Annotated in this window: 17 protein-coding genes; 11 read left to right on the top strand and 6 right to left on the bottom strand. The window is 72.7% G+C overall.

Translation table 11 applies throughout. The annotated features are described in order from the left end of the window. Positions 1-64 precede the first annotated feature (64 nt). Positions 65-319, top strand: a complete 255-nt coding sequence (locus ACFC0B_RS30325) for a hypothetical protein (protein WP_376092846.1) — start codon at positions 65-67, stop codon at positions 317-319. Between the two features lie 149 nt (positions 320-468). Beyond that, on the top strand, positions 469-1,773 hold the full coding sequence (locus tag ACFC0B_RS30330) for a DUF6348 family protein (RefSeq protein ID WP_376092848.1): 1,305 nt from the start codon (positions 469-471) through the stop codon (positions 1,771-1,773). A gap of 186 nt (positions 1,774-1,959) precedes the next feature. Here the strand turns inward: ACFC0B_RS30330 and ACFC0B_RS30335 are convergent, their stop codons facing one another. Next, positions 1,960-2,487: a hypothetical protein gene (locus ACFC0B_RS30335; protein WP_376092850.1), complete on the bottom strand. Its 528-nt coding sequence runs from the start codon at positions 2,485-2,487 to the stop codon at positions 1,960-1,962. Between the two features lie 452 nt (positions 2,488-2,939). After that, positions 2,940-3,713: a hypothetical protein gene (locus ACFC0B_RS30340; protein ID WP_376092853.1), complete on the bottom strand. Its 774-nt coding sequence runs from the start codon at positions 3,711-3,713 to the stop codon at positions 2,940-2,942. Between the two features lie 645 nt (positions 3,714-4,358). Here ACFC0B_RS30340 and ACFC0B_RS30345 point away from each other — a divergent pair. Then, a complete protein-coding gene (locus ACFC0B_RS30345) occupies positions 4,359-5,825 on the top strand; it encodes an MFS transporter (protein ID WP_376092855.1) in 1,467 nt (488 codons plus the stop codon). 237 nt (positions 5,826-6,062) lie between these two features. On the opposite strand, the gene ACFC0B_RS30350 is transcribed toward ACFC0B_RS30345, so the two are convergent. Next, positions 6,063-6,671 (bottom strand): hypothetical protein, encoded by a 609-nt coding sequence (locus ACFC0B_RS30350; protein WP_376092858.1) that lies wholly within the window; start codon positions 6,669-6,671, stop codon positions 6,063-6,065. Between the two features lie 250 nt (positions 6,672-6,921). Here ACFC0B_RS30350 and ACFC0B_RS30355 point away from each other — a divergent pair, with 250 nt between their 5' ends. The 4 genes from ACFC0B_RS30355 (at position 6,922) to ACFC0B_RS30370 (ending at position 9,431) form a co-directional block, all read left to right on the top strand. After that, positions 6,922-7,083 (top strand): hypothetical protein, encoded by a 162-nt coding sequence (locus ACFC0B_RS30355; protein WP_376092861.1) that lies wholly within the window; start codon positions 6,922-6,924, stop codon positions 7,081-7,083. 642 nt (positions 7,084-7,725) lie between these two features. Next, on the top strand, positions 7,726-8,262 hold the full coding sequence (locus tag ACFC0B_RS30360) for a GNAT family N-acetyltransferase (protein ID WP_376092864.1): 537 nt from the start codon (positions 7,726-7,728) through the stop codon (positions 8,260-8,262). Positions 8,263-8,601: 339 nt separating this feature from the next. Then, positions 8,602-9,033 carry a hypothetical protein gene (locus ACFC0B_RS30365; RefSeq protein WP_376092867.1) on the top strand — a complete coding sequence of 144 codons (432 nt, stop codon included), beginning with the start codon at positions 8,602-8,604 and terminating at the stop codon, positions 9,031-9,033. A 5-nt stretch (positions 9,034-9,038) separates the two neighbouring features. Further along, positions 9,039-9,431: a hypothetical protein gene (locus ACFC0B_RS30370; RefSeq protein ID WP_376092870.1), complete on the top strand. Its 393-nt coding sequence runs from the start codon at positions 9,039-9,041 to the stop codon at positions 9,429-9,431. 14 nt (positions 9,432-9,445) lie between these two features. On the opposite strand, the gene ACFC0B_RS30375 is transcribed toward ACFC0B_RS30370, so the two are convergent. Then, on the bottom strand, positions 9,446-12,193 hold the full coding sequence (locus ACFC0B_RS30375) for an AAA family ATPase (RefSeq protein WP_376092873.1): 2,748 nt from the start codon (positions 12,191-12,193) through the stop codon (positions 9,446-9,448). A gap of 198 nt (positions 12,194-12,391) precedes the next feature. On the opposite strand from ACFC0B_RS30375, the gene ACFC0B_RS30380 reads away from it, so the two are divergent. Together ACFC0B_RS30380 and ACFC0B_RS30385 are read left to right on the top strand one after the other, a co-directional pair. Further along, entirely contained in the window at positions 12,392-13,420 is a 1,029-nt protein-coding gene (locus ACFC0B_RS30380) for a helix-turn-helix domain-containing protein (protein ID WP_376092876.1), read from the top strand. Between the two features lie 74 nt (positions 13,421-13,494). Continuing rightward, positions 13,495-14,451 carry a helix-turn-helix domain-containing protein gene (locus tag ACFC0B_RS30385; protein WP_376092878.1) on the top strand — a complete coding sequence of 319 codons (957 nt, stop codon included), beginning with the start codon at positions 13,495-13,497 and terminating at the stop codon, positions 14,449-14,451. 220 nt (positions 14,452-14,671) lie between these two features. On the opposite strand, the gene ACFC0B_RS30390 is transcribed toward ACFC0B_RS30385, so the two are convergent. Beyond that, complete coding sequence (locus tag ACFC0B_RS30390) at positions 14,672-15,067, bottom strand: hypothetical protein (RefSeq protein WP_376092881.1); 396 nt, start codon at positions 15,065-15,067, stop codon at positions 14,672-14,674. Positions 15,068-15,619: 552 nt separating this feature from the next. Here ACFC0B_RS30390 and ACFC0B_RS30395 point away from each other — a divergent pair. After that, positions 15,620-15,859 carry a hypothetical protein gene (locus ACFC0B_RS30395; protein ID WP_376092884.1) on the top strand — a complete coding sequence of 80 codons (240 nt, stop codon included), beginning with the start codon at positions 15,620-15,622 and terminating at the stop codon, positions 15,857-15,859. A gap of 150 nt (positions 15,860-16,009) precedes the next feature. Here ACFC0B_RS30395 and ACFC0B_RS30400 read toward each other — a convergent pair whose 3' ends face one another. Further along, positions 16,010-16,483: a PH domain-containing protein gene (locus tag ACFC0B_RS30400; protein ID WP_376092887.1), complete on the bottom strand. Its 474-nt coding sequence runs from the start codon at positions 16,481-16,483 to the stop codon at positions 16,010-16,012. A gap of 401 nt (positions 16,484-16,884) precedes the next feature. Between ACFC0B_RS30400 and ACFC0B_RS30405 the strand changes: the two genes are divergently transcribed. Further along, entirely contained in the window at positions 16,885-17,148 is a 264-nt protein-coding gene (locus ACFC0B_RS30405; protein ID WP_376092890.1) for a hypothetical protein, read from the top strand. Positions 17,149-18,281 lie beyond the last annotated feature (1,133 nt).

Here is an 18,281-nt window from a genome sequence, read left to right on the forward strand (position 1 = left end):
GCTTGCAATGACCTTGCACCTGCCGGAATCCCTCGCGATCCACCACAGAAAGTGGAGAACAGCCATGGGTTCGCTCCCTCGCCGCATCGCCGCCGTGACCCTCACGACCGCGGCCCTGCTCGGCCTCGCCGGAACCGCCACCAGCGCGTCGGCCGCCACGATCAGGTACTTCAAGGCCTACGGTCCCAACCCGGGCATCGCCGCTCCCCGGGCCTGGGCCGCCGCCCACGCCGCGGGGTACACCAATGACCAGTGCAGCCAGGAGAACGAGGTGATCTCGCCCGGCTACTGGCAGGTCATCATCACCTGTGTGAGCTGAACCCGCTCGCCCGTCGACCGGGCGCGCCGACGGGCAGCCCGGACGGGGCCCGGTCGATCGCGACCGGGCCCCGTCCGCTGCCGTGGACGGCGAGCATGCCGCCGACCGCGCCGGCCGCCGGCCGGCACGGCGTCCGTATGATCATCCGCATGTCCTGGACACACCGTGACCCGCGTGCCACCGGGCCCTCCGAGGGCCGGCTGCCGGACCTCGACTTCCTGGTTCTGGTGCGCGACGCCCTGGAGGAGATCGACCCCGGCTGCACGGAGGGCGCGGAACTCAAGGGCAACTCGCTGCTCAGCCCGCAGGGCTGGGCCGTCGGCGTCGGGCCGGCCGGGCACGGCGACGAGCGGCACTACGACCTGATCGCCTTCCCGGACGTCAGCATCCAGCCCGACGTGCCCTGTTTCGTGGACTGCGCTGTGGTGGTCACCTCCCCGCGCGACGCGGCCGTCCTGTGGGCCCGTTCCGCCGGTTCCTGCCTGCTCGAACTGGTCGACGGGCGAGGGCGGTTCGCCGACTCCACGGGCCCCGCCGGGGCCGGCGGGGTGCCGGGCTGGCGGTCCATCACCGCCGGCGTCCTGGCCTACGGGCTCTCCGAGGGGGAGAACCGGCGCATCCAGGAGGCGCTGCTGGAGGCGGATGTGCTCGGGGCGATCGCCGACACCTTCACCCCGGACCTGGAGTCGCCCCGCTTCAACGGCGTCCGGGTCTTCTACGGCGGTGCCCCCGGCGCAGTGGAGGCCGAGGTCCGGGTCAACGGCGAGCGGCACGAAGCGGCTTCCGCGGCACTGGCCGCGCTCGGCCTGCCCGAGCCGACGACCTTCACCGTCGCCCGGTCCTTCACTCTGGTGCTGCCGGCCGGGCCCGGCCGGGAGCGGCACGTCCACAGCGGCGGCGGCTGCTCCTGCGGCGGCGCCCTGGACCCGGAGAACCCCTGCTTCACCCACGTCCTTCCGCACTCGGTCGCCGAACTCTCCCCGGCCGAGCGGGCGGAGTGCGTCACCGCCGACACCGGCGCGGTGATGGCCGTCCAGGGGGTCGGCAACTTCCTCAGGGTCCGGCTGCCGATCCGCCTCGACGACGGCCGCACCGTCGTCCACATGGTCTGGGTGAGGCTCTCGATCGAGGTGATCGACGACTACGTCCGCCGGGTCCACGACCGCACCCTGGACGGCCACCGCTTCGAGGGCCGGCTCGGCAATGCCGTCGCGCCGTGGGGCGAGGAACTGATCGAGGCCCCCGTCCGGCTCGGCGGGCAGCGAATCCGGGCGAACGGCCGGATCAGCCCCAGCGAGGTGCTGGGCTCCGAGCACCCGCTCCTCGCCCGGATCCTGCGCGAGGAATGGCCCGCCGCGGAGGTGCTCGGCCACTGCGACCCCGCGCGATCCGGCCGATCCTTCACGCGGGCTTCGAGGGCGATGCCGGACTCGCCATCGACGTCATCGAGCTGATCGAGCCCGATGACGAACGAGCCGCCTCCTACGCGTCCGCCCTGAAGAGTCGGCAGAAGCGTCGTCGACGCCCCTCGTGAGCGGGCGGAGTCCTGACGGCCGTTGCGGGCCTACGCGCCTTCCGGTGCCGGGCCGCCCCCTGAGCCTGCCCGGCTGCCCGCCTGCCCGCGCCGAAGCGGCGGCGGCTCAGCGTCCCGATCCGGCCCGCGTCGACCGCTGAAGGGCGGACAGCCGGGACTTGGCGATGTTGCGGATGCGGCGCGTGCGGCCACCCTCGACCAGGACGTCCAGAACGGCCGCGGCCGAGGACTCCTCGGCGGTGTGGAGCTGGAGCCAGTTGGAGGCCGCTAGCAGGCTCTCGGTGTCCCACGGCTCGTCCAGGGTCATCGCCCGCAGCAGGGTCCACTCGCCGAGGCGTCGTGCGGAGAAGTCGTCCACCGCGACGGCGCCGGTCATCTCCCGGCACCAGGAGGGATAGCCGGGGTCCACGAGCAGTTCGGCGGCCCGCCGGCCGAGGTACTCGCAGACGGCACTGTTCGCCATCCCCCGGTCGGGATCGGTGAGCACCCGGGCGACCAGGGCCGCTGCATCCGCCGGCGCCACCTCGTCGAACGCCCTCCGGTAGCGAGCGAACCGCACGTGCTCGTCCGGGTCCCACTCCGCATCCGCATCCGCATCCGCATCAGCCTCCGCCGACACCGCGTCGCTCGCCATCACCATGACTCCTCTCAGCTGGTGGAAGCCTGCCACAACGGCCAGAAGGGCCTCGACCCGGTTCGACACCTGGCTGCGCACAGCGGACTGCCCGCGGACCGGGGGGCTCCGGCTCCTTGCACAGACCGTGGGGGAGTAGCCCCCCAGGACCTCGTCAGGGTGCCGTCCGGCGACGCGTGGCCGGGCAGTCACGGGAGTCGCCCGGCAGGCCTACGACGTTCAGGACCGGCTCCCCTCCTCGGGTGATCTCGAAGGTGAAGGTCGCTCTGCCGGCCAAGGCCGTGGGAGCGCACTGGCTGCGAAGGTGAGGGATTCGTCGGGCCGCCAGGGGCAGTCGGTCCGGTCGAGGGCCCAGGCGACGTCCCGGTAGGTGAGCGAGTTCCTGCTCAGGCCGCACCGGCCTGCCGGGCGCGGGTCGCGAGGAGGCGGTCCCCCTGGTGTGCGGGGTGCGGCTACGGGGTGTTCTCCGTCAGCGCCGCGAGGTCGACGACCTGGTCGGCGGGCGGGGCGGTCACCGCCACGGGCTTGTCGTAGTCGCCGAAGTCGACCTGGAAGTCGTAGGCCTGTGTCTCCACGCGGACGGGGCGCGGCGGGCCCTGTGTGGCGACGTAGCCGAGGAACGGCGGGTCGTCCGGGCTGGTGACGAGGAAGCTCATGGTCCGCGTCCCGCCCACCGACAGGCCCCCGCCGGAGAGTGCCTGCCCGGCGGGGTCCGGGGCGCCGACGACGGGGACCGTCGTCAGGTCGCAGAAGGCACCGATGTCGTCGAGTGCCCGGTCCGGGGGCAGTCGGATCCAGCGGCCGTCGAACTTGGACGCGGTCGCGGCGCCCCACTCGCGGGCGCAGGCCTGCGGGTCCATCCTGACGAAGGTCTCGTCCAGGACGCGCAGGACCAGGCTGGGGCCCTGGCCCTCCTCGGTCGAGGAAACCGTGCAGTGGCCCTCGCGATCGGCTGACACGGTAAAGACGGCACGGCGCCCGTCCTTCAGGGCGAAGCCCGTCATCGTGACCGAGGCGGCCTTGCGGAACTCGGCCTGCGCGGTTTCCAGGAGGATCGGCCCGGTCATGGACTCCAGCCGCTCGCCGGGACTCGCTGCGGCCGTGTCGCCGCCCGCCCCCGCCCTGCTGTCGCCGGCTCGCGCGCCCGCGGCGGCGAGGGCGAGGACGAGGGAAAGGGCGAGGCCGGCCGCGACGGCTGCCCGTCTGGTGCGGGGGATCGGGATCACTGGGTGGCGCCGTTCTACTGATGACGTGTTCGAACAGATCGGAACGATGCCGGTCAGGTCTGCGGCGCGTCAACAGGACGCGTGGACGGCCGTGAGCAGTCTGTCGTCCGCCTGACGAGCCTTCGCCCCCGGAACCCTCCGGCGCCCCTGGTGGAGGAGGCGTGCGCTCGCGGCGGGTCCGGCGAGGCCGGGGACGGGCAGTTCCTCGGGCCACCGCCACGCCGGGCCGTCGTCCCGTCCGGCGCCCTCTTTCTCGCGAGCAGCCTGCCCCCGACGCCCGGCACGACCATCACCAGGTGGTGACGAACCGGCGTGTCCCGGCCCTCTCCCCCATGCCTTCCCGACCGCCCGGTGTCCCCGACTGCGGTACGGCTCTGGCTCGTTGCGCGGAACTGCAGCGAACGCCGGACCGTCGAGGGCGCGTTCGACCGCCACGGTGCAGGGGCCGCGGCCGCGGCCGCGGAGGTGCGGGAGCGCTGCCGTGGCGGCCCTGCGGCCCGGTCGTCTCCGGGCGGCCGGTGGTCCGCGTGGGCCCGGCGGATAGATAGTTTGAGTTTCAAACCCACACGCCTATAGTGAGTCAGTCCTACTTTCCAACCAACCGGCCCGGGTGTGCTGCGGGCCTGATCGCATGAGGAGACCGGAATGAGGGCTTCACCATCCGCCCGTACGCACGCCATCGACGCGGTGGCGGCGGAGGAGCGTGGCAGCGCCCGCGACAGCCGCCCGGGGCCGGTCCTCGTCGCCGCCTGCCTGGGACTGTTCACGGTGTTCCTCCAGACCACGGAGACCATCGGCACGCTCGGTTCCGTCCAGGCCGACCTTGGTGTCAATCCCGCGGACATGGTGTGGGTGCCGAGCATGTACACCCTGGTCGTGGCCTCCTGCGTCCTCGGCGCGGGAGCGCTGGCCGACCGGTGGGGACGCCGGCGCGTCTTCCTCGCCGGGACCGCGATGATGGCCGCCGGCGCCCTGGTCCTGACACGCGCCGACGACCTGACCACCGTCCTCGTCGGCCAGGCGGTCGCCGGCCTGGGCGGTGCTCTGATCACCCCCAGCTCGCTCGCGCTGATCACCCACGCCGTCCGCGATCCGCGCCGCCGCGCCGGGGCGATCGCCGCATGGGCGGCCACCTCCGGACTGGGCCTGGCCGTCGGCCCCCTCGTCGCGGGCCTCGCGCTTCGCTGGTCGACCTGGCACACGGCGTTCTGGCTCAACATCGTCATGGCCGGCCTCGCCGCGGCGGTCGCGCTGGGCCGGGTCGCCGAGTCCCGCAACCCGGCCCAGCGCCTGGACTGGGCAGGACAGTTCACCGCCATCGCCGGACTCGCGCTGCTGGTCTTCTGGCTGATCGACGGCGGCCACCACGGCTATGGCTCCGCGCGATCCGTGGCCGCCGCCGTGGCCGCGGTCCTCCTGCTGGCCGCCTTCACCGCCGTCGAACTGCGCCGCACCGCCCCCATGGTCGACCTGCGGCTGATGCGCGACCCTTCCTACAGCGCCTCCCTTCTGCTGGCCGCGACCGTCCTGTTCGGCTTCGTCGGCCTGTCCCTCCTCCAGGTGATGTGGCTGGAGCGGGTACGGGGGCTGACAGCCCTGCAGGTGGGCGTACAACTCCTCGCGGAATTCGGGGCGTTCATCGCGGCCTCGGTCCTGGCCGGGATGTCCGTGCGCCGACTGGGCCCGCGGGTCCTGATCACGACGGGCCTTCTGCTGGCCGCGGCCGGGGCCGCACTGTTCGCCCGGATCGAACCGGACACCGCGTTCACCGGATACGCGGCCGCCTTCGTCCTGTTCGGCTTCGGCTGCGGTCTCGCCAACGCCCCGTCCACCGCGCTCGCCGTCAGCCACGTCCCGAACGGCCGCGAGGGCGAGGCGGGCGGCACGGTCAACGCCGCCCGCCAGATCGGTGCCGTCCTCGGCACCAGCATCCTCGGCACGCTGATCACCTCAGGCTTCGAGGAACGCCTCACCCGGGTCCGCGACCCGCGCGCCGCCTTCACCTACGCGGTCGGCCACGCCACCTGGGTCGCGGTCACGGTCCTGCTCCTCGGCACGGCTCTGGCGATCGGACTGTCGGTGTGGTCCCGCCGCGGGACGGCCACCGGCTGACCGCAGCCGTCGGCGTGCCGCCGGAAGCCGAAGCCGAAGCCGAACGCGCCCGCAGCCCAGCGGCCCAGCGGCGCGGGCGGCCGACGGGGGCTCTTCGGCCGACGGCGCACGGCGGCCCCGGCGAGACCGCACACTTCTCCCTACCAGTAGATGAGCTTCGCTCGCACACGATGCGAGCCACCGCTGCCCGGTCCGGTGGCGGCGTCGAGGGCCGTGCAGCCGCTCCTCGGGCGCCCGCTACCGGCCGGAGAGGGGACTCCGCAGCTCCGTACGGAGTCGGACCGAGGTGTCGACGGGCAATCCCATGAGGGAGTAGCGGAGTTCCTCCGAGAACTCCGCGATGAGGTCGAGATCCCGAAGCTGACGCCGCAGTTCGGAGGCCAGTGCCTCGTCCGTGTCGATGACGAGTTTGTCCTCCTCCGCATCGGCCAGGTGCTGAAGGTGTTCGTCGACGGCTTCCACCGCCCTGCCGCTGGTCCAGATCGCGAAGTCGTGGCAGCCGAACAGGTAGGTGTGCGCGGCGAACAGGGTTGCCGCTGCAGCGGACTCGTCCGCGTCGTCCGGGCCGTCCTGGCCGTCGTTGTGGCAGTACTCGCTGAGCATGTACTCGGCGACACCGCGGTTGACCGCCGAGTAGGCCGTGGAATCACCGAGAACGCCCTCCCACACGGAATTCAGCAGGGGACGCAGGCCAAGAGTGAATGGCGCCTGCTCGTCCTCCGGCCATGCCTCGTGCCGGCTCATGAGCCGTTCCGCGACACCGGCGGCGAAGACACGGCGCTCACCGGGCGACGCCGCCTTCAACCGCTCCTCCACCAGCGCCGACAGCTTCCGCCACGTTTCCATTCGAGCCACCTCGGAGTCGTGATGCCGACGCGGCCACGCCGACCACGCGATCATCCCAAGTGCCAGTGACAGTGCACCTGGCGGGCCCGCAGCGGACGTTGCCGCCATCCGCAGGCGCAGGGACGGCCTGGAGGGGACACCTTGCGGGCGGCCGGGCCCGCGGCTCGCGGTGACCTCCGGCAGGTGGGCCCGGCCGGTTGCCGGGTGAAATCGACCGGCGCGGTCGGGCGATTGTCGGTACGGTCGGCCCATGGAGAACCTGAGGGAGAGCGTGGACCGGGAGCTCATGAGCGGGCGGATCATCCAAGCGGTCAAGCTGTACCGGGAGGCGACAGGCTGCGCTCTCCGGGAAGCGATGGACTTCGTCCGAGAGCGCGACGCGGAGCTTGGCCGCGGCCGGCCGAGCGCCTGACCCGCCTGCGCGCCGACCGGTCGAACTGCCCCGGCACCTGGTGCTGCTGCGCCGGGGGCGTTGTACGGCCGGGTGTGGGCGCGGTCGCCTGCTGCCGTCCGGTCGGGCGGGTCCGGGTACCTTGCCGGACATGACCAGGATTCCTGCACCGATCTCGCCGTTCAGACGGCTGGTGGCCGCTATCGGCCTTGTCCACCGTCCTGGGGGAGAGCCGCTTCCCGGGGCGCCGAGGAGGTCCCGTTTCGGCCCGGTCTCTCCGCGTCTCGACCAGGAGGTGGAGGAGTTGCGAGAGCGTGTCGCGGCGCTTGAGGAGCTTGTCCGGGCGCAGGGCGCTCGGCCTGCGCCCGGGCAGGACGACTGAGCCGTCGGGAGCGCGTGTCGACCGGTGGGGGCCGCCTGTCCACGGGCGATCGGCCGGCCACAGGGCCGTTCCCTTCCCAGCCCCGGCCGGGCAGGGAACGGCCCCGGTGCCGGGTCAGACATGTGCGAGTGCTCAGCGACGTGCTGGTGAACGTGCACAAGTCCAAGACGACGCTCAGGGATTGATCCCGGTTGTCCCGCATGTCGAGCGTCCACGCTCGGCAGGACCGACCCCGCACCCCGTGGCACGACAGCGCGTTCGCCCGTGAGATGGTTAGTGTCATGACAGATGGCGTGACTCCGGGCAGCGAGGTTGTACTTGAGACGAGTCGCCTGCTGCTCAGGCCTTGGCGGGTAGCCGAGGCTGTCGTCCAGCGTGAGCTGTGGACCGAACGTGATCCACGAGTGCCGCCGCACCGCCGGATCGACGCCGACGGGCATCCCACGGTCGCGGAGCTCGAGGATTCGATCCGCACCCACCAGCTGTGGTCGACCGGGTTGCTGGCGGTCGAGCGGAAGGCCTCTCATGACGTCATCGGCTACTGCGGGCTGGTGGACAGCGGGCGGGGATCGGTAGGGGAACCGGAACTGGCATTCGAGCTGCTGCGCCGAGTTTGGTGTCAGGGATACGCGACCGAGGCCTCGTTGGCGGTTCTGGAATGGGCGAGATCATCTGGATACGAACGTCTGTGGGCCACGGTCTGGGACTGGAACACCGCTTCTCGCCGCGTTCTGGCCAAGGTCGGGTTCACCGAGACCGAGCGGAAGGAAGTGGACGCGGCGCGCGGGACCACCCTGTTCACCACGATACGGCTCTGACACACCGGATGTTCGGCCTTGCGGACGGCTCGGTGCAGTTCCGGCAGGCGGCAGTGTCCCCAATGCAGGCGGCAGAAGCGGATGCGGCACACGCTCGATGCCGGGGCGCCGGGAACGGAACATCACGGCGGCCGCCGGACTGTTCTCATGGGTCTCGCTGAGTCCGGTGGCCGGATCGCGGTCGGTTGAAGCGCCGGTTCGGCATCCGCTCGCCTCATCGCCGATCCGCACGACGCTGTGCACGTTGATCCGTACCGGGCTGAGCACTTCGACGAGTACGCGGACGCCGGCCCTCCGACGCGTCCAGGAGCGAGGCCCTGGCCCCGACTTGTCAGGTTCGTGCACCAGCTGACGCCTGACCATCTGTACACCGCCGTGTTCGCCCGCATCACCGAGACCGGCCACGAACCCGCCTGGAACACGGGCACCGCCCGGTGCCTGGAGGAAATCGGCGTCGATCCCACGACCTGGATGGTCCTCGACTCCCAGCCGGTGCACGGCTCGACGGGGCTGCGCTGGACCGGGTGCGACGTCGACGGCCCGGACGGCTGGGTGGCCCTGGTGGACGGCCGGGTCGTCCTCGGCGCCCGCCCGGGCTTCGCCGTGCCGGAGCCCGTCGTGCACACCGAGGCGTGGCAGGCCGGCGCGCTGCTGCGCGCCGCCCTCGCCCGGCACCCCAACAACCGCCCCGGCCACGCCCAGGACGAGCACGATGTCGACCAGGAGCACGGGCTGCTCGGCAGCATCCGCCGCACGGTCCCCACCGGGTGACCGGGATGACCCCGGACAGCATCCAGCAGCACCTGCACCGGGCCCGGTTCGAGCTCCCGCGCTCACGCGACGTACGTCGACTACGAGTCGTGTTCCGGGTCCGCGAGGGCGGTGACTGGGTGAAGCTCGCCAACGGCCGCACGCTCGTCCAGCGCAGGTCCACGATCGGCCCGTTCGAGGTCGGCACCACCGACTGCGTCTGCGGCCCCGTCAACGTCACCGCCGACATCCGGGTGCATGTGGGGCCGGCCGGGCGGGGCGTGGAGCAACTGGAGTGGAGCCGGGACGAGGCAGTGCCAGACGTGAGTCAGGTGCGACGACGCCTCCGCCTTTCGGGGTTGGTGGGTGGGGGCGTCCGTGTTCCCGGTTCCGTCTCCGGGGGGCTGTGTGCCTGCTGAGTCCGGGGTTTCGTTCAGTTTGTGTGCAGTTTGTCGCAGAGTTGGTTGCGAGAGGTGATGCCGAGTTTGGGGAAGGTGCGGTAAAGGTGTGTGCCGATCGTTCGGGGTGAGAGGTGGAGTTGCCGGCCTATTTCTTTGTTGGAGAGTCCTTGTGCGGCCAGCTGGGCGATCTGGGCCTCCTGGGGTGTGAGGAGGTCCCGGTCGGGGCGGCTCTGGTTTCTGCTGCCCTCGCCGGCTGAGCGGAGTTCCTGGGTTGCGCGTTCTCGCCAGGGTTCCACGCCCATGGCTGCGAAGGATTCCCGGGCGATCCGTAGCGGGGTGCGGGCTTCCATCACGCGGCGGTGGCGTCGGAGCCAGGTGCCGTGGGCGAGCATCAGGCGGGCTCGGATGAAGGGGGTGCGGGACATGTCGAGGGTGAAGGCGGACCGGAAGTGTTCTTCGGCGTGTTCGTCGTCGGCGAGGAGTGCCTGGGCGAATGCCAGGTTCACTCGGATCCGTTGGACGTTGTTCGTTGCGGTGGAGGCGAGGAGTTGTCGGAGGGCGGTTTTGGCGGTGGTGCGTTCGTCGTCGCTGGTGGCGGCCTCGGCCAACTCGGTGATGGCGAGGGTCTGCAGGAACGGGTGGTAGGAGGGGTCGGCGGGGTCGAAGACCCGCCAGACGCAGGAGAACGCCTCGGTGAAGTGGCCTGCGGCGAGGGCGATGAGGCCGCGGGTGATCTGGATGTAGGCGAGTTTGGAGGGGTCGACCACGGTCAGTCCCTGGCCTTCCGCCTCGCCGATCGCGGCCAGTGCGGTGTCCAGGTCTCCGCGTAGTGCGGCGAACTGTGCTGTCGCGACCCGTGCGCCGGTCAGCCATCGTGGTTGTGCGGTCTCCTCGGCCAGTCGGGCGGCTTCGGCGGCTGCGGGGAGTCCGGTCTCCCAGTCGACGGTGTGCACGGTGGCGAGGGCGAGGAGGACCAGTGTCTTGGTCAGCGGGCCCCGGCGTCCCTGGCGGCGCAGTCCGTCCGCTGCGTGGCGGGCGAATCCGGTGATGTGGTCGAACCCGTTGACCATGATGGCCGCGTTGGCGAGTGTGGCGGCGGTCACGACGTCGTACCCGCCCGCGCGTTCCAGGCGCCGCAGCCGGTCGATCACGGTTGCCGATGCTTCCAGCGGGGCGGCTCCCGCGAGCGTGCACACCAGGTCCGGGTGGAGTTCCGGGACCGGTAGCCGTTCGGCGGCGGTCACGACGCGTTCGCGCAGTTCTCGTCCCGGGTCGGCCCACCAGCACCGCCACGCGGCCACGCGCAGCAGGCGCAGTGCGAGTTCGGGGTCGCCGGCCTGGGCGGCCTGCTCGGCTGTGGCGATCAGCAGGTGGATCCGGGAGGTGCTGGTGTCGGACTCCGACTCCAGCCATTCGCGCAGCAGGACGATGCGGGCCCGTTGCAGTACGTCCGGGCCCAGCGATTCGGCGTGCTGGAGCAGTTCTGACACGCGATCGGCCTGCCCGAGTTCGAAGTGCAGCTCGGCTGCGCCCAGGAGGCGGGCCACACTGCCCGGTGTCGCCTCGCTCAGGGCGGTGGCGCGTTCCAGCGCGGTCAGGGCGGCCGCGGTGGCGCCGCGTTCCTTCGCGTTGAACGCGGCCTGGTCCAGTTGTCGCGCCACTGCTTCGTCGGGGCGCCCGCCGGCCGCGGCCCGGTGCCATGCCTGCCGGTCGGGTTGTCCTTGGAGGGTGCGGGCCAGTGCGTCGTGGGCGGCGAGGCGGTCCGCGAGCGGGGCCGAGCCGAGGACGGCGGAGCGCACCAGCGGGTGGGTGAAGTTGATCCGGAACCCGTCGGCGTGTACCAGGCCTGCGGCCATGGCGGGTTCCAGGGACCCGGTGCGGATCGTGGTGCCGGTCAGTGTCGAAGCCGCGGCGAGTACTTCGGTCAGCGCGCCGTCGTCGGCGGTGGCCGCGACCAGCAGCGCGTGCCGGGTGTCGGGCGGAAGGTCGGCCAATGATGCGCAGAAGGCGCGTTCCAGTCGGGTGGTGAGCGCCGGCTGCGGCAGCATCGTGGAGTCGGCGGGTGCCGGGTCGGTCCCCAGGGTGAGCGGGAGCTCGGTCAGGGCGAGGGGGTTGCCGGCCGACAGCTCCGCGACCTGGCGGCGTGTTCCCGGGGTGAGGGCGGGGTGGCGGGCGTCCAGCAGGGCGTCGGCCGCCACCGGTGCCAGGGGCGTGAGGTGCAGTTCGCGGATGCCGGGAGTGCCCCGCCAGGCCGTGCGGTCGTCGCGGACGGCGATGAGCAGGCCGACGGGTTGGGCGCCGATGCGGCGTGCGACGAACGCGAGGACGTCCAGGGTCGGCCCGTCCAGCCACTGGGCGTCGTCCGCGACCAGCAGCACGGGGGCTTCGGCGGCCGCGGCGCCGAGCAGGCCGAGGGTGGCCAGGGACAGCAGGAAGAGCGGGGGCCCGGAGGCGGCGGGGGACGGCTCGGCCATGCCGAAGGCCCCCAGCAGTGCCTGTGCCTGGGGGGTGGGCAGGTGTGCGAGGAGGTCCGTCACGGTGTGGGTCAGCTGGTGCAGCCCCGCGAACGGCAGGTCGCTCTCGGCCTGGACCCCCGAGGCCCTGAGGACGGTGAATCCGCGGGCGCGCGCCCGGTCGGCGGCGTGGTCCAGGACGGCGGACCTGCCGATTCCGGGGGCCCCGTGGATCAGTAGTGCGTCGCCATGCTCGGGCAGGGCGTCGACCAGTGCGTCGACGGCCGCCAGCTCCTCGTCCCGGCCGAACAGTGTGGTGCTTGACATCCGATCTTCCTCTGCCGCCTACGCCAGTGCTCTGACCTGGACTGTTGCAGTGTAGGTGCGCGCATTGCACGGTTGGAATGCGCGGAGAGTCATGTGTCCGGCGGCACACCGCCCGCAGTCGCTTCACAGTCATTCGGCCGCCGACGTAAGTCATCGCGTGTTCCATGCTGGATGCCGTGCCGACCGAGGAGAGGGCCCATGACATCCGTGACCGACCCGGCCGGGTTCCCGAGGGACGGGAGCACCGGTCACCGCTGGAGCCGGGCGCTCTCCATCGCCGCCCTGCCGGTGACGGTCGCCTCGTACGAGCCTGGGGCGGACCCGGGCCGGATGACGACCCGGCAGTTGGGGCACCTGCTGTTCCTGACGACCTGCGCCGGCCCTCGCCGCTTCACCCGAGGCCTGCGGGAGATCGCCCGGGGCACCAGGCAGGCCGAGGGGTTCGTCGTGGTCGCCGTCATGGGGGCCACCGGTGCCGTGGTGCAGCAGGACGGCCGGACGGCCGAGGTCCCCGCGGGAGCGGTTTCCTTCTGGTACACGGAGACCCCCCATGTGGTCGACTACCCGGACGGAGTGGACGTCCGGGTGTGCCTGCTTCCCCGCCGGGCCTTCGGCGTGCGCGACGAGCAGTTGGAACGGGTGACGGCCACGGTGGCCGACGCCGGCGGCCCGGTGGCCGCCCTGGTCAAGCAGTCCCTGCTGGCCTTGGCCGAGACGGCCGGGGACTGCCCGGCGTTCGTCGCCGGTCGACTGGCGTGCAACTTCGCCGACCTGGTGGCCACCCTCGTCACCGAGCAGGCGGCCCGTGACACGTCGCCCGCCCGTGACACGCCGGCCGCGCAGGACTCCCGCCACACCCGTATCTGGGAGATCCACGCCTACGTGGACCGGCACCTCAAGGATCCGGAGCTCGGACCGCAGACGATCGCGGCCGCGCACCGCATCTCCGTCCGCTCCCTCCACAAGCTCTTCGAGGGGGAGGGGACCACCGTCAGCCGCCTGATCCAGCGCCGCCGGCTCCAGGCGAGCGCCGAGGACCTCTCCGACAAGGACAGCGGCGACAGCACGGTCTCCGGTGTGGCCCAGCGGTGGGGATTCACCGATCCGGCCCACTTCAGCCGGCTCTTCCGCGCCTCGTACGGCATCTCACCGAGCCGGTGGCGCGACACCCGCGGCGGCACCGAGCCGTCCGAGCCGCGCGACACCCGGGAGCGGGTGTCCCGATGACCGATCGACCCGAGGGGAACCCGGTGCCCGCATCTCTTTCCACCGCATCTTCCTCCGCCGCATCTTCTTCCGCCGTGTCGCTGTCCACCGCGTCGCTGTCCGCCGCCGACCGGGCGCAGAGGTGGCAGGACGCCGTGTCCCACACCTTCGTGCCGATGACCGTGGACTTCCTGGAGGAGGTGCCCTCACCCGGCGAGATCGTCGGCGACCGGCTGGGCTGCCTGCAGATCTCCAGGGTCCAGGCCGGGCCCCAGGCGGCGACCCGCCACAGGCACCTGGCCGACGGCGACTCGCCGACGCTCGTCCTCAGCCTCCAGGAACGGGGCACCGCCCTCAAGGAACAGGACGGCAGGCAGACACTCATCCGGCCCGGCGGATTCTCCGTCACCGACACCTCCCGGGTCTTCCGGACCAGGATGGAGGAGGACTTCGCCTTCACCTCCTTCCACTTCGCCCGCGCCGACCTGGACGTGCCCGAGAAGGACCTGCGGACACTCACCGCCACGGCGTTCAGCGGAGCCGCGGGCAGCGCCGCGCTGCTGACGGACTACCTGTCGAGGATGGCGCACCAGGCGGCGGAGCTGGACGAGGCCGTCGGACGCCGGGCCGCGGCCACGGCACTCGACCTGCTGGCACTGTTCGTCGACGACCGGGCCGGCCGCGCCCGGCCGCAGGGTCCACGGACAGCGGCCTCCTACGAACGGGTCAAGGCGTACATCCTGCGCAACCTCCGCGACCCGGACCTGTCACCGTCCACGATCGCGGCGGCGAACTTCATGTCCGTCCGCTTCCTCCACAAACTGTTCCAGCAGGAGGGCACCACGGTCGGCGGGTGGATCCGGACCCAGCGTCTGGAGCGCTGCCACCGGGACCTCCTGCGGCCGATGGCGGCGCAGCTCGGGGTGGCGGGGATCGCCCGCCGCTGGGGCTTCGCCAACTCCAGCCACTTCAGCCGCGCCTTCCGCGCGGCCTACGGCATGACGCCGAGCGACTGGCAGGCCGGCGCCCACCACATGCGCCGCAACAGCTGATCCCTCCCCTCCGAAAAGCGCCGCGCTGCTCCCGGCGCCCGTGCGTCCGCCACGCTGCGAAGCGGGTCGTCGTATCGGGCCGGCCGTGCTGCCTGCGGAGGCCGTCGTCGGCGAGACCCTTCTCGCCCTGGCCGCCGTGCTGCTCCCGGCCGTCGTCGCGCGTCTGTTGCTGTTTCGGGCGGCCGGCGGTCTCGACGGACCGGGTGCGGGGTCGGGGGTGCTACGTGTGGCGGACGGGAGTGGTGAGGAGGAGGAGGTGGCCGGCGGCGGCGGCGGTACGGAAGTCGTGGGGGCCGCTGAACGGCCCGGTGATCAGCAGTAGTGCGCGGTGGGTGCGGGTGGCGCGGTGCCATTCCCGGCCGGCGGTGAGGTGGCCGTCGTACCAGGGGTGTCCGCCGGGCCGCTGCACGGTGAGCCGGTGGCCGTCCGGGTGGCTGTCCAGGTGGGCGGTCCAGGCGGGGTCGGGCTCGTCGGGCAGGTGGCGGGTCCAGCCGTCGCCGGGGTGGGGGAGGCGGCCGGGTGCGGCGGGGACGACGAGGGCGGGGCGCAGGTCGGGCAGCAGTTCCGGCCAGGGCACACCGTGCAGGCCGGTGCGGGTCAACTCCACGCGCGACATCCTTTCCCCCACGCCCGTGCCGGCCGTCGTGCGGCCGGGCGGATCACCATCATCGGCCACAACAGGTGCCCGTGAGGGGCGAATGCGCCGGAACTCCCGCAGAAGGCTGCGCTCCCGTGCCGCCCGCCGATGGAACCCGGCGCCAGGAGGGCCGGCCCCGCGCGGCAGTGCCGGTTCCCGGGTGCTCCGGGCGGCCCGCGGACTTCCCGGGCTCGCCGGCCGCTTCTGCGTGATGCCGGACAGGGCGGGCCGCTTGCCGCCGTGCCCCGGGGCGGGCCCGCCCCACTGGGTGGCCGTGTGCCGTGGCGGCGGACCTCCGCGTCGGGGCGGCCCGCTTGGTGGGTGGGTTTTCGGGTGCCGCGTGCCGGGTCCGGCCTGCTCGGCGGGCGGGCTTTCGGTTGCCTGGCGAGGCTTTGGGGCGGGAGGGCCCGGCGTCGGAGCGAACGCGGCCGCATCACCTGGGCGGGCCCGCCGCTGCGCTCGCGGACCCAGGACGTCACCGGCCCGCGGCCCTCCGGAATTCTCGCCGAACTCCAGCGCGTCCTTCGGGATGTGGGTAGTGACCCGGTCGCCGTCGGCAGCGCCGAACAGCCCATCGGGGCGACCGCCAGAGCCGTCCTGCTGGAGCGGGGCCTGACAGTCGAGGAGAACGCCAAGGTCCCGGCACTGGTCAAGCAGGCGCAGAAGGCCCGCGCCCCCCGGCTCAACGGCGCCGACGGAACACTTCGGATTCCGCCCGGTGACCGCCCGCGTGCACGCCTTCAACGCGCGCGACGGCATCAGCGGCTCTGACAGCATCACTACGACCGCCGTGTTTCGGCGGCAATGACGCCGGCTGCCGAGGGGCCCCGCCGGCGGCGGCCCGCCGTCCGGACGGGCCGCCCGTGGCCCGGTTCGCGCTCCGGGGTGGCGAACGGGCGGGCGCCGGGCCCGTCCCTGTACTCAGCCGGCGTCGCCGCGGCGTTCGGCCAGCAGGGTGTTCAGCCGTTCCACCTCGCGGTCCACCAGGACGTGCTTGTCGTCGACATAGGGGAGGTGGACCTTGCGGCCGTCGGCACGGAACGCGTAGGTGAGGAACGCCGGCGCGCCGCGGCCCGTGTGCGCGTTCGGGTTGGGTTCCTTGCCGAACCGTGTGATCTCGGCCCAGGGCAGCCGGCGGCGGCGCACCATCCCGCGGACGGTGATCCCCTCGGCGGTGACCAGTGTGCCGGCCCGGGCGGCGCCGGCGATCACCAGCAGGCAGAAGCCGATCACCAGCAGCGAGCCGATCGCCTTGCTGGACGGCGCGAACTCCTTGTCGCTCCAGATCGGCAGCAGTGCCCCGAAGGACAGCAGCAGGATGGTGAGCGCGAGCCCTGTGACCCGCGTCGTCGCCACCCGGTACTCGTGGGGAACTCTCAGTCGATCGCCGCTCATTCCGCCCGCCCCTCGATCGTCTTCACGGGTCCGCCGCCGTGGTCGGCATTCGGCCGGATTCGCATTGTAGGGGCGGGAGTTGTTCACCGACAGGCCACCGCCCGGACAGCCGGCAGCGCGGCCGGGGCACGGGCTGGACAGGCGACGGCTCCGGGACGGCGGCCGCTGGAGGCCCTCCGGCGGGAGGTTCGCGACGCCCGCACCTGGGAGACCCGGTACCAGATCGTCATGGCCCTCGGAACGTGCGGCCACCGGCCCGCCCTCGGCCTGCTCCGGGACCTCGCCCGGCGCCCCTTCGAGGCCACCATGGTGTACGTCGCGCTCGGCGACGCCATCGTCCGACTGAGCCCCCTGAGGACACATCCGATGCACTGCGCTGGTGCCTGGGCTCCGGCACCCCGATGCTCGCCGACGGCGCCCTGCGCGCCGTCGCCATGCGGCGACTGCCCCTGGACGCGGCCACGATCGACCACGTCCTCGACCTCCTCGGCCCCCTGGACCCGCAGGACGGCCTCCGGTTCTGGGCCGCGGCGGCCGCAGCAGACTGGACGGGCCCCCGCGTCCGCGGATTCCTCCAGGAGTGCGCAGTCGGCCCCCGCGCCGACGTGGCCGACGCGGCCACCGCGTCCCTGCAGGGCGAGCACCGAACCTACTTCCCCCGGTAGCGACCCGCCCCGGAGCGGGCCCACCCGTCAAGATCATCCGACAAGCGGTCAGGATCACCTGTCAGGGGACACCGGTGTCCGGCCGGCAGGCCGCTCGCGGGAGCCGCCTTCTCACCGATGCCGCCCCCGCGCTGCTGGTGGTCCACGAGCGGTTCGGCGGCGAGGCGCCGGCGCTGCCGGCCGCCGGGAAGGCGACCGCCGTGAACGGGCGCCGGGCCCCACCGGCCACCAGGCCTACCTCGACCTGGCCGGCCTGCCGGCGTCCGCCGTCCAGGGGCTGTTCACCGCCCACGGGAGCGCCGTCCGCGCGATCGGCGCCGTGGTGAGCCGGAGCGCCGACGGCACGCCCGTGACCCTGCTCCTCATGCCCAGCGTCTGGCGGAGACCCCTCCTGGACCATGGGCTCCGCTCAGCTCCGCAACAACGAGTTCATCACCGCGGGCGGCATGGTCCTCATCGACACCTCCCACCCCCTTGGACGCCGACAGACGAGGCGGCGGAGCAACCGCGGTCGAGGCGACCGTACTCCGCGTCCCGAGGAACGCCCTCTCCTTGCCCACCGCGCGGACCGACCGGCTCCTCTCGCGAGGCTGCCCCACGACGGGGTGAGCAGCGTCCTGCTGCGCCAGCACCTCGCCACCCTGATCGCACAGGCGTCCCGGCCCGGGCCTGCGGAAGCCCACCGGCTGGGCGCCCTCACCGCCGCCCTCACCGCCGACCTCGTCACCTGCTTCGCCGCCGACGCGCTCGACCGACTGGACCCCGCACCACCGCAGTCCCGCACGGCGGAGCTGCGCGCCCGGATCGTCGCCTTCATCGGCCTCCACCTCGCGGACCCCGATCTGCGGCCGGCTTCCATCGCCGACCACCACCCCATCTCGCTCCGGGCCCTCCACACGTTGTTCCGGCAGGAGCCCGCGACGGTCTCGGCAACCATCCGGCGCCTGCGGCTGGAAAGGGTGCCGTGCCGACCTCGCCGACCCACGGCTGCACGGCCTGCCGATCGCCGCCCTTGCCGCCCGCCGGGGGCTTCTCCTGCCGGCCGAGTCCAGCCGGGCCTTCAGGGCCGCGTACGGGATGAGCCCGGGCGAGTTCCGCGCGGAGGCGGCCCGTCTTCACCGGCCCGTCTCCAA

The organism is Kitasatospora sp. NPDC056184, from assembly GCF_042268405.1.
GTDB lineage: Bacteria > Actinomycetota > Actinomycetes > Streptomycetales > Streptomycetaceae > Kitasatospora.